We start from the raw sequence: 15,643 nt of genomic DNA, 5'->3' as shown, positions 1-15,643 counted from the left end.
GTTCGCGCGACCCGTTGGCTCCATCCGGGCTACAGATACGAGCGAATACCTCTCCCGCTTTGCGCCCTGCCCGGCAATCAGATAGAACCGCGCCACCCCTTCGCTGACGACGAGACCAGCCCCATGACCGACCAGCACATCAGCCCGCTCGACCAGGCCCGCATCCTGTCCGAAGCGCTGCCGCACATGCAGCAGTATGACGAGGAAACCATCGTCATCAAATATGGCGGCCATGCCATGGGCGACGAGGCAACCGCGAAGAACTTTGCCCGTGACATCGTGCTGCTGGAGCAGACCGCGATCAATCCGGTGGTGGTGCATGGCGGCGGCCCGCAGATCGCGACCATGCTCAAGCGCCTCGGCATCGTCTCGGAATTCGCAGCCGGCCTGCGCATCACCGATGCTGCGACCATCGAGATCGTCGAGATGGTGCTGGCCGGCTCCGTCAACAAGCAGATCGTCGGCTACATCAACGAAGCGGGCGGCAAGGCCGTCGGGCTGTCAGGCAAGGACGGCAACATGGTGAAGGCGTCGAAGACGACGCGCACCATCGTCGATCCGGGCTCGAACATCGAGAAGGCGATCGACCTCGGTTTCGTCGGCGACCCGGAGAAGGTCGACCTCACGCTGCTCAACCAGCTGATCGGCTACGAGCTGATCCCGGTGCTGGCACCGCTCGCGACCTCGCAGGACGGCCAGACGCTGAACATCAACGCCGACACCTTTGCCGGCGCCGTCGCGGGCGCGCTGAAGGCCAAGCGCCTGCTGCTGCTCACCGACGTGCCGGGGGTGCTCGACAAGTCGAAGAAGCTGATCCCGCAGCTCTCGGTCAAGGACGCGCGAAAGCTGATCGCCGACGGCACCATTTCGGGCGGCATGATCCCGAAGGTGGAGACCTGCATCTACGCGCTGGAGCAGGGCGTGCAGGGCGTCGTCATCATCGATGGCAAGATGCCACACGCGGTGCTGCTCGAGCTCTTCACCAACCAGGGCACGGGCACGCTGATCCACAAGTGATCGGGCACAGCCATTCATCGTCATGGCCGGGCTTGTCCCGGCCATCCACGTCTTTTCCCGCAGCACAAAGACGTGGATGCCCGGGACAAGCCCGGGCATGACGACCTGAATGTGATGCGACCTCGCCGGTCGCTGCCGGCGCGGCTCGCGATGTCGCTGCCCGCCGCGCTGATGTCGTTCCTGTTCTCCTCCGCACCGGCCCTTGCCGACCTCAAGATCTGCAACCGCATGTCCTATGTCGTGGAGGCCGCGATCGGCATCGACGACAAGGCGGCGACCGCGACGCGCGGCTGGTTCAGGATCGATCCCGCCACCTGCCGCGTGGTGGTGCAGGGCACGTTGACGGCCGACCGCATCCTGCTCAATGCCCGCGCGCTCGGCGTCTACGGCGCCTCCCCGATCCCGCAGAACGGCACCGACACGCTCTGCGTGGCGCAGGACAATTTCGTGATCGCCGCCGCGCGACAATGCCGCTCCGGCCAGATGCCCGCGCAATTCACCCAGATCACGCCGACGAAGACCGACGACGGCCATCTGGTTGCCTATCTCGCCGAGGATTCCGAATATGACGACGAGCAGGCGCGCCTTGCCGGCATCCAGCGGCTGCTGGTGATCGCCGGCTACGACGCAGCGCCGATCGATGGCGTCGACGGGCCGAAGACGCAGGCCGCGCTGGCCGCCTTCCTGAAGAGCCGCGGGCTCGCCAGCGACATCGTGCTGTCGCCGAATTTCTTCGCCACCATGATCGATGCCGTGCAGAAGCCGTCGCCATCAGGGCTCACCTGGTGCAACGACACGCCGCACAAGGTGATGGCCGCGATCGCGACCGATGACGGCAAGTCCGTGACGAGCCGCGGCTGGTATCGCATCGATCCCGGCAAGTGCCTGCATCCCGACGTATCAGGCACGCCGAAGCAGATCTATTCGTTTGCCGAAGCGGTCGACAACGACAACCGGGCCATCCGCATCAAGGACAAGCCGCTGAACTGGGGCGGCGGGGTCCAGCTCTGCACCCGCGAGAGCAAGTTCGAGATCAACGAACAGGGCGACTGCGCCACCCGCGGCCTCGCCGCGCTCGGCTTCACCACCATCGACATGTCGAGCGGCGGCAAGACGCTGCGCTTTGCGGTGCCGTGATGAGGATGCTCACGCCGCAAACATCGATGTCGTCCCGGCGCAGGCCGGGACCCATTACCACAAGACTGCGTTTGGCGAAGAACGACGAGCACCGTGCCACATTGATAGATTCTGCGGTATGGGTCCTGGCTTTCGCCAAGACGACGGCGGAGGGCGGAACGACGTTCACGCCGACAGGTGGAGAGCCACAATGAAAACTTCCCGCACCTTCGCGCATGTCGACACCTGGGTATTCGACCTCGACAACACGCTCTATCCGCATCACGTCAATCTGTGGCAGCAGGTCGATGCTCGGATCGGGGAGTTCGTCTGCAACTGGCTGAATGTCGGCCCGGAGGAAGCGCGGGCGATCCAGAAGGACTATTACCGGCGCTTCGGCACCACGATGCGCGGCATGATGACCCTGCATGGCGTCTCCGCCGACGACTATCTCGCCTACGTCCACAAGATCGACCACTCGCCGCTGGAGCCGAATCCGGCGCTCGGCGCTGCCATCGCAAAGCTGCCGGGCCGCAAGCTGATCCTCACCAACGGCTCGGTCGACCATGTCGACGCGGTGCTGGCGCGGCTCGGCTTCGCCTCGCATTTCGACGGTGTATTCGACATCATCGCCGCCGAATTCGAGCCCAAGCCTTCGCCGCAGACCTACCAGAAATTTCTCAGGCTCCACGATGTCGATCCGGCGAAGGCTGCGATGTTCGAGGACCTCGCGCGCAATCTGGTGGTGCCGTATGAGCTCGGCATGACCACCGTGCTGGTAGTGCCTGACGGCACCAAGGAGGTGGTGCGGGAGGATTGGGAACTGGAGGGCCGGGATGCCGCCCATGTCGACCACGTCACGGATGATCTGACCGGCTTCCTGCAGCGGTTGAAGCCGTAGCCTCTCAACAGGTGTCGTCCCGGCTTTCGCCGGGGCGACGGAGGAGTTTGCCTTGACTCCGCGGCCCCAAATTCCGAAAAAGCCTCGCAAAATCCCGTCATAATCCCCGATACGCCAAGGATTGTCCCGATGTCGCTGTCCGCCCTCGAAACCACCATCAACAGCGCCTTCGAAGCGCGCGACGGCATCTCGACCACGACCAAGGGCGAGGTGCGCGAGGCCGTGGACCAGTCGCTGGAGATCCTCGACAAGGGCGAGGCGCGCGTTGCCGAGCGCGGCGCCGACGGCAAGTGGAAGGTCAATCAGTGGCTGAAGAAGGCCGTGCTGCTGTCCTTCCGCCTCAACGACATGGGCGTCATTCCCGGCGGCCCCGGCAAGGCGACCTGGTGGGACAAGGTGCCATCGAAGTTCGAGGGCTGGGGCGAGAACCGCTTTCGCGATGCCGGTTTTCGCGCGGTGCCGGGCGCCATCGTCCGCCGCTCGGCCTTCATCGGCAAGAACGTCGTCTTGATGCCGTCCTTCGTCAATCTCGGCGCCTATGTCGATGAGAGCACGATGGTCGACACCTGGGCCACCGTCGGCTCCTGCGCGCAGATCGGCAAGCGCGTGCACATCTCGGGCGGCGCCGGCATCGGCGGCGTGCTCGAGCCGCTGCAGGCCGAGCCCGTCATCATCGAGGACGATTGCTTCATCGGCGCGCGGTCCGAGGTCGCCGAAGGCGTGATCGTGCGCAAGGGCGCGGTGCTGGCGATGGGCGTGTTCCTGGGCGCCTCGACCAAGATCGTCGACCGCGAGACCGGCGAGATCTTCATGGGCGAAGTGCCGGAGTATTCCGTCGTGGTGCCCGGCGCGCTGCCCGGCAAGCCGATGAAGAACGGCCAGATCGGCCCGAGCACCGCATGCGCCGTGATCGTCAAGCGCGTCGACGAACGCACGCGGTCCAAGACCAGCATCAACGAGCTGCTGCGGGATTGATCGAACCAATTTCGATCCGACGCCGACATATCTCCGGGCCGCGAAGAATTGCCGCAGCCCGGAGCTTATTTTCATGGACTGGGCCAACTACCTGTTCGGCTTCAAGGGCCGCGTCAACCGGGCCAAATTCTGGCTCGCAGGGCTGATCATCGTCTGCTGGATGATGTTCCTGGCCTTACTGGCGGTCTCGGCCGGCCTCGGCGGCAAGAACGGGTTCAGCTTCAATGTCGACGACATCTTCCGGGCCTTCGACCCCGACAGCTACAGATCGCTGAGCTGGGCCGGATTGCCGGCATTGCTGGTCAAGGCCTGCGGAACGTTCTTGTTCGTTTGGGTCTATGTCGCTGTCTCGATCAAGCGCCTGCACGACCGCGACAAGAGCGGCTGGTGGATGGTCCCGTTCTTCGCGATCCCGGGTCTCATGAGTCAGTTCTCGGATCGGCTCCCCGATGAATCCTATTGGGTGATGGCCGCGGGCCTGATCGTCTTCGTGCTCTATGTCTGGGGCTTCATCGAGCTCGCCTTTTTGCGCAGCGCCAGCTACCCCAATCGCTATGGCCCCAATCCGCTCGGGAAAACCCATGCGCGGCAAGGCCGCGACAGCGGGTCGCGCTCCACGCGCGGCTGGGATCAGCAGAGCGAGCTCGATATCGTGCCGCACAAAGCTGGTCCACCCGCCGTGTGACGTGTTAAGCGAGGCGCATGAGTGATGCCGTCTCGATTACCCGCGATCTCGTTCGCTGCCCATCCGTCACCCCGGCCGACGCCGGCGCGCTTGGCGTTCTCGAAAACCTGCTGAAAGCCGCAGGCTTCGAGGTCCACCGCGTGACCTTCTCCGAGCCCGGCACCGCCGATGTCGACAACCTCTATGCGCGCATCGGCTCTTCGGCGCCGCACATCACCTTCGCCGGCCACACCGACGTGGTGCCGCCGGGTGACGAGAGTGCCTGGAGCGTCGGCGCATTCTCCGGCGAGGTAAAGGACGGTGTCCTGCACGGCCGCGGCGCCGTCGACATGAAGGGCGGCATCGCCTGCTCGGTCGCCGCGGTGCTGCAATATCTCAGCGACCATGGCGGCAAGCCTCAGGAAAACGGTGGGGGTTCGATCTCGTTCCTGATCACGGGCGACGAGGAAGACGTCTCCGTCAACGGCACCGTCAAGCTGTTGAAATGGGCCGCCGAGCGCGGCGAGAAGTTCGATCATTGCGTGCTCGGCGAGCCCTCCAATGTCGAGACGCTCGGCGACACCATCAAGGTCGGCCGCCGCGGCTCGCAATCCGGCACGCTCCATGTCGACGGCGTGCAGGGCCATGTCGCCTATCCGCACCGCGCCTCGAACCCGGTGCCGGATATCTCGCGGCTGATCGTGGCGCTGAGCGACGAGCCGCTCGACCATGGCAGTGCGCAGTTCCAGGCCTCCAATCTCGAATTCGTCTCGGTCGACGTCGGCAACAAGGCGTTCAACGTCATCCCCGGCGAGGCCCGCGCCCGATTCAACATCCGCTACAACGACAACCACACCCAGGCGAGCCTGCGCGAGCTGGTCGAGGCCCGCCTCGCCAAGGCCTGCGGCAACCGCATCAAGGCCCGCATCGTCTGGGAGCCGTCGAACTCCAACGTGTTCGTGACCAAGCCCGGCCCCTTCACCGATCTCGCCGTCGCCGCGATCGAGGAGGTGACGGGCCGCAAGCCGGAGCTGTCGACCTCCGGCGGCACCTCGGATGCGCGCTTCATCGCGAGCTATTGCCCGGTGATCGAGTTCGGCCTGGTCGGCCAGACCATGCACCAGGTCGACGAGCGCGTGCCGGTGGCGGATCTGGAGAAGCTGACGCGGGTGTATCGAGGCGTGCTGGAGCGGTATTTCGGGTAGGCCAGCCGCCCGGCCGGACAAAAACATCGAAAACAACCCCATGCACAGTAGGGATTGGGGCTACCAGTCATCCACCCGCACCAGATACAGCGTGGTATTTCGGGTAGGCTCTACCTACGCGATCATTCACACCGCCTAGTAATCCACCCGCATCAGGTAGAGCCCGTCCGGCGGCGCCACGGGGCCGCAAGCGGCGCGGTTGCGGGCGGCGAGCGCGGAAGAGAGATCGTCGGCGGTCCAGCGCCCCTCGCCGACCCAGACCAGCGATCCCACCATCGAGCGCACCTGGCTGTGCAGGAAGGAGCGCGCCGAGGTCACGATTATGATCTCGCGGCCGTCGCGCAGCACGTCGAGCTGATCGAGCGTCTTCTCCGGAGATTTGGCCTGGCACTCCGTGTCACGGAAGGTGGTGAAATCGTGCTTGCCGAGCAGGCGCTGCGCCGCCGCGTGCATCGCGTCGGCATCGAGCCGGCGCGGCACGCGCCAGGCGTGGCCGGCGTCGAGCGCGAGATTGGCGCGGGTGTTGACGATGCGATAGCGGTAGTGGCGCCTGACCGCCGAAAAGCGCGCCTCGAAATCGTCAGGCACGATCTCGGCCTCGAGCACCGCGATCGGATGCGGGCGCAGATGCGCGTTGAGCCCGTCGCGAAAACGGCCGGGCGGAAACGGCTTGTCGACGTCGACATGCGCGACCTGTCCGCGCGCATGCACGCCGGCATCGGTGCGGCCGGCGCCGTGCACGCGCACGTCCTCGCCGCAGATCGCCTTGACTGCCGCCTCCAGCGCGCCCTGCACGGTCGGCGCGGTGTCCTGGATCTGCCAGCCGGAGAACGGCGTGCCGTCATACTCGATGGTGAGCTTGTAGCGGGGCATCAGCCGAGCCGCGCAGGCGACTTCAGCGGCGTGCCGCGCAAAAAGTCCGCTGCCTTCATCGGCGCCTTGCCGGCGCGCTGCAGGTCGAGGATCCGGATCGCGCCGTCGCCGCAGGCGATCGCGAAATTGTCGTCGAGCACATCGCCCGGCTGGCCCGAGCCTTTCGCCTGCTCGCAGCGCAGGATTTTCAGCCGTACCGGCTCGTTTTCGCCCGCGAGCTCGCACCAGGCGCCGGGAAACGGCGAGAGCCCGTGAATGTGTCGCAGTACCGCGTGCGCCGGCTGTGTCCAGTCGATCCGCGCCTCGGCCTTGTCGATCTTGGCGGCGTAGGTGACGCCGTCCTCGCCCTGCTTCTTGAGCTGGAGCCCGCCGCGTTCGAGCGCGGCCATCGCGCGTACCATCAGGTCGGCGCCGAGCGGCGCCAGCGCGTCGTGCAGGTCGGATGCCGTCATGCTGTCGGTGATCGGGATGCGCTCGGCCATGGCGACGTCGCCGGTGTCGAGGCCGACATCCATCCTCATCACCATCACGCCGCTCTCGGCATCGCCGGCCATGATCGCGCGGTTGATGGGCGCGGCGCCGCGCCAGCGCGGCAGCAGCGAAGCGTGCAGATTGTAGCAGCCGAGCTTTGGCGCATCGAGGATCGCCTGCGGCAGGATCATGCCATAGGCGACGACGACGGCGGCATCGGCCTCGAACGCGCGAAACTCTTCCAATGCCTCCGGCGTCTTCAGCGTCTTCGGCGTCAGCACGGGAATGCCGAGTTTTCGCGCGGCCTCCTCGACCGGGGTCGGCTGCAATTGCAGGCCGCGCCGCCCGCCGGGCTTCGGGGCTCGGGTGTAGACCGCCACGACCTCGTGGCCATGTGCGACCAGCTCGAGCAGCGTCGGCACGGAGAAATCGGGCGTGCCCATGAAGATGAGGCGAAGGGGCATGCGGTCAGATTCTTCCGGGAGGATCCAATCTTCGTCATGGCCGGGCATAGCCGTCAAGGACGGCGTCGCTTTCGCTCGCCTATGCCCAACCATCCACGTCTTTGGTCTCCCAGAAGGAAGACGTGGACGCCCGGGTCAAGGCCGGGCATGACGGTGGAGGACGTGCGCCTACTCCACGGCGCGCTTGGCGGCTTTCTCGAACTTCTTCAGCACGCGGTCGCGCTTGAGCTTCGATAGGTAGTCGACGAACAGCACGCCGTTGAGATGGTCGATCTCGTGCTGGATGCAGGTGGCGAAGAGGCCTTCGGCGTCCTCCTCGTGCACCTTGCCGTCGAGATCGGTGAAGCGCACGCGCACCTTCGCCGGGCGCTCGACCTCCTCGTAATATTCGGGGATCGACAGGCAGCCTTCCTCGTAGACCGAGAGCTCCTCGGAGGAAGCGAGGATTTCAGGATTGATGAAGACGCGCGGCTCGCGCTTGGTCTCGCCGCTCTCGTCGCGCTTGGCGAGGTCCATGGTGATCAGGCGCAAGGGCTGCGCGACTTGGATCGCCGCGAGGCCAATGCCGGGCGCGTCGTACATGGTCTCGAACATGTCGTCGGCAAGCTTGCGGATCTCCGACGTGACCTTCTCGATCGGCTTGGAGACCAGGCGCAGCTGCTTGTCCGGCAGGATGATGATTTCTCGTAGGGCCATGGCGGCGATTTAAGCTGCTGACTTCATGGGGTCAATGCGCTCAGGAACCCGTTAGGATAACCTTAACCACGTTTCTTCACCCCGCATTAACCCGGAAAATCAGGAATGCATTTACCATAAACGTTCCCTCTTCGTTCGCGCTTAGCCGCGAATCGGCTACAAGGGCCGACATGAACGAGATTCTGCTCACGATTGGCGACCTTCCGGTCCGTGTCTCCGACGCATTGATCGGCCTTGGCGCGCTGGCGCTGATCCTGCTGTTCGCCATCACCGTGGTGATCGCGCGCGCCAGCCGGCGCGGCGCGGAACTCGCGATGGCCCAGGCCATCCGCGCCGACGAGCTGGAAGAGCGGCTCGCCGACATGCTGCGGGCCCAGAGCGAATCCTCCGGGCGGGTCGATGCCATGGCCCAGGCTCTGGCCGGCCGCCAGGCCGAGATGGCGCGGGCGGTGAACGAGCGGCTGGATTCGGTGACCCACCGCGTCGGCCAGTCCATGGAACACTCCACCCGCAACACCATGGAGAGCCTGCGCGCCCTGCACGAGCGGCTCGGCATCATCGACAGCGCGCACAAGAACCTCACCGACCTCACCACGCAGGTCACGACCTTGCGCGACGTGCTCGCCAACAAGCAGTCGCGCGGCGCCTTCGGCCAGGCGCGGATGGAGGCGATCGTCCAGGATGGGCTGCCGAAGGGTGCCTACGAGTTCCAGTTCACGCTCTCCACCGGCAAGCGCCCGGACTGCGTCGTGTTCCTGCCCGATCAGCGCCCGCTTTGCATTGACGCCAAGTTCCCGCTGGAAGCGATGACGGCGCTGCACGACGCCCGCACCGACGAGGAACGGCGAATCGCCACGCAGCGGCTGCGCGGCGACGTGATGAAGCATGTCAGCGACATCGCCGAGAAATATCTCGTCGCCGGCGAGACCCAGGAGATGGCGCTGATGTTCGTGCCGTCGGAATCCGTCTACGCCGAGATCCATGACGGTTTCGACGACGTGATCCAGAAGGCCTATCGCGCCCGCGTCGTGCTGGTGTCGCCGTCGCTGCTGATGCTCGCGATCCAGGTGATGCAGCAGATCATGAAGGACGCGCGCATGCGCGACGCCGCCGACCAGATCCGCACCGAAGTGATCAGGCTCGGCGACGATCTCGGCCGCCTGCGCGATCGGGTGCTGAAGCTGCAGAAGCATTTTGCCGATGTGAACGAGGACGTCCGCCAAGTGCTGATCTCCGCCGACAAGATCGAGAAGCGCGCGGGACGAATCGAGGAGCTGGATTTCAGCAAGTCCGATATCCCGATCGAGGTGCCGCGCTTCGTCAAGCCCGCCCCCGACCTGTTCCCCGCCCCGCGCAAGCTGCAGGCGGGGGAATGATCGTTGTTTCTAGAAGTTGTCCGGCGTGCGCCACCCAATCGATGTCATCGCCCGACTTTATCCCGAAATAGCCGTGGGTGGCGGATAGGCCACTGGGATACTGGATCGCCCGGTCAAGCCGGGCGATGACAGTCTTTTGGGGGCTGATTCTGGTAACAACTTCTCTATGACCGCACCTAGTGATGTTGCTGACCAAAGATCGCACCACATAATCAGCTGTCATCGCCCGGCTTGACCGGGCGATCCAGTATTCCAGAGGCGGCAGATGGGGGCACGCAGCTATTACGTCTACATCCTCGCCAGCCATATCGGCGGCACGCTCTACATCGGTGTGACAAACGACCTCATTCGTCGCGTCGGCCAGCACAAGTTGAAGTTGGTCGAAGGCTTCACGGAAAAGTACGATATCGTAAGGCTGGTCTATTTCGAGCAGTTCGATGATCCTGAGAACGCGATCCGACGCGAGAAGCGGCTGAAGAAATGGCGACGCGCTTGGAAGATTTCCCTAATCGAAAAAGACAATCCGGACTGGATCGATCTTTACCCGGAAATTGCCGCAGGTGGCGGATAGGCTTCCGGGATACTGGATCGCCCGGTCAAGCCGGGCGATGACAGTCTTTTTGGGGCCGAATCTGCTACCAACTCCTCTATGACAGCACCTGAATCGACGTCAGACGCGTCTGCAAAGCCGGAGCCAAAGCCCGCCGCCGCCTCCTGGCGCGACAGCCTTGCCGTTTACCTGCAGCCGCGGGTGCTGATCGTGCTCTTCCTCGGCTTTTCCTCGGGACTTCCGTTGGCGCTGTCGGGCTCGACGCTGCTGGTGTGGATGGCCGAGGCGGGGGTCGATCTCGGAACGATCGGGCTGCTGGCGCTGATCGGCACGCCCTACACGCTGAAGTTCCTCTGGGCGCCGCTGGTCGACGCGCTGCACGTGCCGCTGTTCACGCAGATGTTCGGCCGCCGCCGCGGCTGGCTGCTGTTCTCGCAGCTGTTGCTGATCGCGGCGATCGTGGTGCTGGCGATGGCCGATCCGGCGCGATCGCCATGGTTCGCGGCCTTCGCCGCGCTGCTGGTCGCAACGGCCTCATCGACGCAGGACATCGTCGTCGATGCGTTCCGCGTCGAGAGCCTGCCCGAAAGCGAGCAGGCGGCCGGCATGGCCGCCTATGTCGCGGCCTATCGCATCGGCATGCTGATATCGACCGCGGGCGCCTTGTTCATCGTCACCGGCTTCGAGGCCGCCGGCCTCGCGCGCCCGTCGGCCTGGATGTGGGGCTATGTGGTGATGGCCGCGCTGGTCGTGATCGGTATCATCACCGCGCTTGCGGCGACCGAGCCGGCGCAATCGAAAGGCGCGGAGGCGGCGACGCATGCGCAGAACGCGGCCGAACGCGTGTTGCACGCGGCGCTCGGCGCGTTCTCCGAGTTCCTCAGCCGCAAGGACGCCTTGGCGGCGCTTGCCTTCGTCGTGCTGTTCAAATTCACCGACGCGTTCTCCGGCAACATGACCGTGCCGTTCGTGATCGACATCGGCTTCACGCGGAACGACTACGCGGTGATCGTGAAGGGCGTCGGCATCGCAGCGACCTTGGCCGGCGGCTTTGCCGGCGGGTTCGTGGCACGGCGCTATTCGCTCGCGACCAGCCTCTGGATCGGCGGCGTGCTGCAGGCGATCGCCAATCTCTCGTTCTCGTGGCTGGCACTCGTCGGCGTCAATGAATGGGCGCTGACCCTCGCAATCACCTCCGACAATTTCTGCAACGCCATCGGCACCGTGATCTTCGTCGCCTATCTCTCGGCGCTGTGCCAGAACCCGCTGCACACCGCGACCCAGTATGCGCTGCTGACGGCGCTCGCCGCCGTGGGACGCACCTACCTGTCATCGGGTGCGGGCTATCTGGCGAAAGCGACGGGCTGGCCGATGTTCTTCGTGATCTGCGTGCTGGTCGCGGTCCCGAGCCTGATCCTGCTCGCCTGGCTGCAGCGGCGCGGGCATTTCGATGAGCTGGGGCCGGTGCGGGTTTAGTCGCCTGTAGCCCGGATGGAGCGCAGCGCAATCCGGGAAATCTCTCGACCGGCACGACCGTCCCGGATTTCGCTTCGCTCCATCTGGGCTACGGATCGGCCGCAGGATTCCTGTCTCTCAAACCTCCCCTTGAAAAGGGGAGGTCGCTTTGCTCGCCAGAGCAAAGCGGGTGGGGATCTTGTCTCTCCACACGCAGCGTCGCGCGCGGCGGACCCCCATCCCGACCTTCCCCCTTGCAGGGGGAAGGAGAAGAAACGTCGCTGCGCTCCATCCGGGCGACAAAGCACGCCCCTATTTCGCCACCACGCTCCACTTGGTGACGATGGCTTCGCTCATCTCGCCGGCGTCCTTGGCGCAGGCGATTTCGTCGACCTTCACCGAGATTTCCTTGCCGGAGAGGCTTTTGAGCTGCGCGGCCTGGGCATCGTTGGTCGGAATGAGCTGGAAGGTCTCGGGGCCGGTCTCGAGATTGCACAGCCCGTTCGGCGGCGGCAGGCGGCGCGGCTCGGAGGTGATCTGGTAGGTCGCGACGCGCTTGCCGTTCTTGACGTCGCGGACCTTCATCGCGTTCAGCTCGCCGGAGAGCACGTCGCCGGTGTTGATCGGCTTGCCGGGCTTCTGCGGCGCGTCGGCCTGCTGCGCGATGGCGCAAGGCGCGGCGAACGTTGCCGCCAGAAGCGCAAAGCTCAAGCGTACGCCGAATCGGTGTGCCGTCATTGTCAGTGGTTCCGTATCTTGATTCGTCAGAGCGTGAATGACCGTCCCCGAATCGGCATCCACCCTACCATTTTGTTTCGCTGCGATCTTTTCGGATTGTGACCGATCGCTTGGCGCCTGACGCCGTGCTCGGCGCCGGCATCGCGCGCTAGAACAGGGTGCGCTGCCGCATCGCAGCCGATAGCGTACCTTCATCGAGATAATCAAGCTCGCCGCCGACAGGAACTCCGTGGGCGAGCCGCGTCACCTTCACATTGGCGTCCTGAAGCAGGTCGGTGATGTAATGCGCCGTGGTCTGGCCGTCGACCGTCGCATTCAGCGCCAGGATGATCTCGTGCACCTGCGCATGCGCGCGCGCCACCAGCGAATCGATGGTGAGATCCTGCGGACCGACGCCGTCGAGCGGCGACAACGTCGCGCCCAGCACATGATAGCGCCCCTGGGTGGCATTGGCCCGCTCCAACGCCCAGAGGTCGGCGACGTCGGCGACGACGACGATGATGGAGGGATCACGCTTCGGATCGGTGCAGACCGTGCAGGGATCTTGCGTGTCGATGTTGCCGCAGGTCTTGCAGACCTGGACCTTGTCCAGCGCGACCTGGAGGGCCGAAGACAGCGGCATCATCAGCGCTTCGCGCTTCTTGATCAGATGCAGCGCAGCGCGCCGCGCAGAGCGCGGACCGAGGCCCGGCAGCCGTGCGAGCAGCTGGACCAGGCGTTCAATCTCGGGGCCGGCAACGCTTGCAGCCATTAGAGCATGACCCGGAAAAGTGCGAAGCGGTTTTCCGAAAAGGCCATGCTCAAACAAAGAGCTAAAGCACGATGATTCATCTCGATCTCGCTGCGCTCTAAGTCGGACCAAATCCCGGCGGCAGGCCGAGCCCGCCCGTGAGGGCCTGCATCTTCTCCTGCATGGCGGTCTCGGCCTTGCGGCGGGCATCACTGAGCGCGGTGACGAGCAGGTCTTCCAGCACCTCGCGCTCTTCAGCCTTCATCAGCGAGGGATCGATCTTGATGCCCTTCACGTCCATCTTCGCGGTCATGCGCACGGCGACGAGCCCGCCGCCGGAGATGCCTTCGACCTCGACGTTGGCGAGTTGCTCCTGCATCTCCTGCATCTTGGATTGCAGCTGTGCCGCCTGCTTCATCATGCCGAGAAAATCAGCCATGCGTGCGTCCTTGTAGCCAAATATCAATCGTCATCGCTGTCGGAAGTTTCAATCGGGTCTTCGCCGGTCGCATCCGCGACCGGAACCTCGGCGGCAAGGCGGCGGACCTCGACCACCTTGGTGCCGGGGAAGCGCGCCAGCACCTCCTGCACGCGCGGATCGGCCTCGGCGGCGCGCTGGTGCTCGCTGCGCGCCAATTCGTTCTGCGAGCGCACCGTAGGCTGGCCGGCCTCGTTGGAGATGATCACGGTCCAGCGCCGCCCGGTCCACAGTTCGAGCTTGCGCGACAGATCGGTGACCAGCGCGCGCTGCGCCTTCGGCTCGAGGGCGATCTCGAGCTGGCCGTCCTCGATGCGCACCAGCCGCACATCGGCCTCCAGCGCACTCTTCATCATGATGTCGCGCTTCTCGCCGGCGAGCGCGATCAATTGCGGAAAGCTTGATATCCGCAGCGCCGGCGCGGCAGCGGCGACCGGCGCGGCCATCTGCGGACGCGCGGCGAGATCGGCGCGCGGCGCGGCCTGCGGCGCGCGCACCGGCGCCGACGGCATGGCCGACATCGCCGAGCTCGGTGCGCCGCGTGACGGTGACGACGTGGCGGAACCCGACGTCGCGGGCGCCGCTCCGCCGCCGTTCTGCTCCAGCATCCTGATCGCTTCGTCCGGTGTCGGCAGATCGGCGACATAGGCAATGCGCACCAGAACCATTTCCGCCGCGGCTGCGGGGCGCGTCGCGGCCTGCACCTCGGTGATGCCCTTGAGCAGCATCTGCCACATCCGCGACAGCACGCGCATGGAAATCTTGGACGCGAAGTCCCTTGCACGGACCCGCTCGGTCTCGCCATAGGCGACATTGTCGGCGGTCGCCGGGATGACCTTCACGCGGGTGACGAAATTGACGAATTCGGCGAGGTCCGAGAGCACGACGATGGGATCGGCGCCGACGTCGTACTGCTCGCGGAACTCCTTGAATGCCGCGGCGATGTCGCCGCGCACCAGCGAATCGAAGAGATCGATGACGCGGGTGCGGTCGGCGAGCCCCAGCATCTGTCGGACGGCATCGGCCTTGACGGTGCCGGCCGCGTGGGCGATCGCCTGGTCGAGCAGCGACAGCGAATCGCGCACGGAGCCTTCGGCGGCGCGCGCGATGATGCCGAGCGCCTCCGGCTCGATCTCGACGTTTTCCCTGGCCGCGATGTTGGCGAGGTGCTTCATCAGCACGTCCGCCTCGACCCGGCGCAGGTCGAAGCGCTGGCAGCGCGACAGCACGGTGACCGGAACCTTGCGGATCTCGGTCGTCGCGAACACGAACTTGGCGTGCTCCGGCGGCTCCTCCAGCGTCTTCAGGAAGGCGTTGAACGCCGCCGTCGACAGCATGTGAACTTCGTCGATGATGTAGACCTTGTAGCGGGCGCTGGCCGGCGCATAGCGCACGCTGTCATTGATCTGGCGGACGTCGTCGACGCCGGTGTGCGAGGCGGCGTCCATCTCCAGCACGTCCATGTGCCGGCTTTCCATGATCGCCTGGCAGTGCACGCCCAGGGTCGGCATGTGGATGGTCGGCCCCTTCACCGAACCATCAGGCATCTCGTAGTTGAGTGCGCGGGCCAGGATGCGCGCCGTGGTGGTCTTGCCGACACCGCGGACGCCGGTGAGGATCCAGGCCTGCGGAATGCGCCCGGTCTCGAACGCATTGGAGACGGTGCGGACCACCGCTTCCTGGCCGATCAGATCCTCGAAGCTGGAGGGGCGGTATTTGCGGGCAAGAACGCGGTAGGGTTTTGCGGCGTCCGGCGCGCCGCCGAGATCGAAACCGCCGTCAGGGCTTCCTTTGCCGGCGCCGTCGGACGGTTGGGAGGGGTCGCCAGCGTCATTCATGCGTCGATCCGCAACTTGGGTGTCTCTTCAGCCGGCGTGCGGATAGGAGCCAAAATCGAGCGCCGGGCGCGGAGACCGCCATTCCGGCGCAATTCG

General features: G+C 65.2%; 16 protein-coding genes. 9 read left to right on the top strand and 7 right to left on the bottom strand.

Annotated features, from left to right (window positions below):
* Nucleotides 1–123: 123 nt before the first annotated feature.
* The 6 genes from argB (at nucleotide 124) to dapE (ending at nucleotide 5,878) form a co-directional block, all read left to right on the top strand.
* Entirely contained in the window at nucleotides 124–1,017 is an 894-nt protein-coding gene (gene argB / locus RX327_RS03720; RefSeq protein WP_317249513.1) for an acetylglutamate kinase, read from the top strand.
* A 150-nt stretch (nucleotides 1,018–1,167) separates the two neighbouring features.
* Entirely contained in the window at nucleotides 1,168–2,154 is a 987-nt protein-coding gene (locus tag RX327_RS03715; protein WP_317251197.1) for a DUF1036 domain-containing protein, read from the top strand.
* A 190-nt stretch (nucleotides 2,155–2,344) separates the two neighbouring features.
* A complete protein-coding gene (locus RX327_RS03710) occupies nucleotides 2,345–3,034 on the top strand; it encodes a pyrimidine 5'-nucleotidase (protein ID WP_317249512.1) in 690 nt (229 codons plus the stop codon).
* 129 nt (nucleotides 3,035–3,163) lie between these two features.
* On the top strand, nucleotides 3,164–4,009 hold the full coding sequence (gene dapD / locus RX327_RS03705) for a 2,3,4,5-tetrahydropyridine-2,6-dicarboxylate N-succinyltransferase (RefSeq protein ID WP_317249511.1): 846 nt from the start codon (nucleotides 3,164–3,166) through the stop codon (nucleotides 4,007–4,009).
* A gap of 73 nt (nucleotides 4,010–4,082) precedes the next feature.
* On the top strand, nucleotides 4,083–4,694 hold the full coding sequence (locus RX327_RS03700) for a DUF805 domain-containing protein (RefSeq protein WP_050385038.1): 612 nt from the start codon (nucleotides 4,083–4,085) through the stop codon (nucleotides 4,692–4,694).
* A 17-nt stretch (nucleotides 4,695–4,711) separates the two neighbouring features.
* Nucleotides 4,712–5,878: a succinyl-diaminopimelate desuccinylase gene (gene dapE / locus RX327_RS03695; protein WP_317249510.1), complete on the top strand. Its 1,167-nt coding sequence runs from the start codon at nucleotides 4,712–4,714 to the stop codon at nucleotides 5,876–5,878.
* A 135-nt stretch (nucleotides 5,879–6,013) separates the two neighbouring features.
* On the opposite strand, the gene truA is transcribed toward dapE, so the two are convergent.
* The 3 genes from truA to def all read right to left on the bottom strand — a co-directional run bounded on the left by truA (nucleotide 6,014) and on the right by def (nucleotide 8,382).
* Nucleotides 6,014–6,751 (bottom strand): tRNA pseudouridine(38-40) synthase TruA, encoded by a 738-nt coding sequence (gene truA, locus RX327_RS03690; protein ID WP_317249509.1) that lies wholly within the window; start codon nucleotides 6,749–6,751, stop codon nucleotides 6,014–6,016.
* Nucleotides 6,751–7,686, bottom strand: coding sequence for a methionyl-tRNA formyltransferase (gene fmt / locus RX327_RS03685; protein WP_317249508.1), 936 nt, complete (start codon nucleotides 7,684–7,686; stop codon nucleotides 6,751–6,753). Before fmt ends, truA begins: the two co-directional genes overlap by 1 nt.
* A 168-nt stretch (nucleotides 7,687–7,854) precedes the next feature.
* Entirely contained in the window at nucleotides 7,855–8,382 is a 528-nt protein-coding gene (gene def, locus RX327_RS03680) for a peptide deformylase (protein ID WP_317249507.1), read from the bottom strand.
* Nucleotides 8,383–8,552: 170 nt separating this feature from the next.
* Here def and RX327_RS03675 point away from each other — a divergent pair, with 170 nt between their 5' ends.
* The 3 genes from RX327_RS03675 to RX327_RS03665 all read left to right on the top strand — a co-directional run bounded on the left by RX327_RS03675 (nucleotide 8,553) and on the right by RX327_RS03665 (nucleotide 11,784).
* Nucleotides 8,553–9,758 (top strand): DNA recombination protein RmuC, encoded by a 1,206-nt coding sequence (locus RX327_RS03675; RefSeq protein ID WP_317249506.1) that lies wholly within the window; start codon nucleotides 8,553–8,555, stop codon nucleotides 9,756–9,758.
* Nucleotides 9,759–10,023: 265 nt separating this feature from the next.
* Nucleotides 10,024–10,329, top strand: a complete 306-nt coding sequence (locus RX327_RS03670; protein ID WP_317249505.1) for a GIY-YIG nuclease family protein — start codon at nucleotides 10,024–10,026, stop codon at nucleotides 10,327–10,329.
* Between the two features lie 78 nt (nucleotides 10,330–10,407).
* Nucleotides 10,408–11,784, top strand: a complete 1,377-nt coding sequence (locus RX327_RS03665) for an AmpG family muropeptide MFS transporter (RefSeq protein WP_317249504.1) — start codon at nucleotides 10,408–10,410, stop codon at nucleotides 11,782–11,784.
* Between the two features lie 291 nt (nucleotides 11,785–12,075).
* Here the strand turns inward: RX327_RS03665 and RX327_RS03660 are convergent, their stop codons facing one another.
* The 4 genes from RX327_RS03660 to RX327_RS03645 form a co-directional block, all read right to left on the bottom strand.
* Nucleotides 12,076–12,501 carry a hypothetical protein gene (locus RX327_RS03660; RefSeq protein WP_317249503.1) on the bottom strand — a complete coding sequence of 142 codons (426 nt, stop codon included), beginning with the start codon at nucleotides 12,499–12,501 and terminating at the stop codon, nucleotides 12,076–12,078.
* A gap of 148 nt (nucleotides 12,502–12,649) precedes the next feature.
* Nucleotides 12,650–13,252: a recombination mediator RecR gene (recR, locus tag RX327_RS03655; protein WP_317249502.1), complete on the bottom strand. Its 603-nt coding sequence runs from the start codon at nucleotides 13,250–13,252 to the stop codon at nucleotides 12,650–12,652.
* A gap of 97 nt (nucleotides 13,253–13,349) precedes the next feature.
* Nucleotides 13,350–13,670: a YbaB/EbfC family nucleoid-associated protein gene (locus tag RX327_RS03650; protein WP_317249501.1), complete on the bottom strand. Its 321-nt coding sequence runs from the start codon at nucleotides 13,668–13,670 to the stop codon at nucleotides 13,350–13,352.
* Between the two features lie 23 nt (nucleotides 13,671–13,693).
* A complete protein-coding gene (locus tag RX327_RS03645; RefSeq protein WP_317249500.1) occupies nucleotides 13,694–15,547 on the bottom strand; it encodes a DNA polymerase III subunit gamma/tau in 1,854 nt (617 codons plus the stop codon).
* Between the last annotated feature and the right edge of the window lie 96 nt (nucleotides 15,548–15,643).

The sequence above is a fragment of the Bradyrhizobium sp. BEA-2-5 genome (assembly GCF_032918025.1).
Classification (GTDB): Bacteria; Pseudomonadota; Alphaproteobacteria; order Rhizobiales; family Xanthobacteraceae; genus Bradyrhizobium; species Bradyrhizobium pachyrhizi.
The sequence above is the reverse complement of the archived record's forward strand: the minus strand, read 5'-3'. Positions and strand labels throughout refer to the sequence as shown.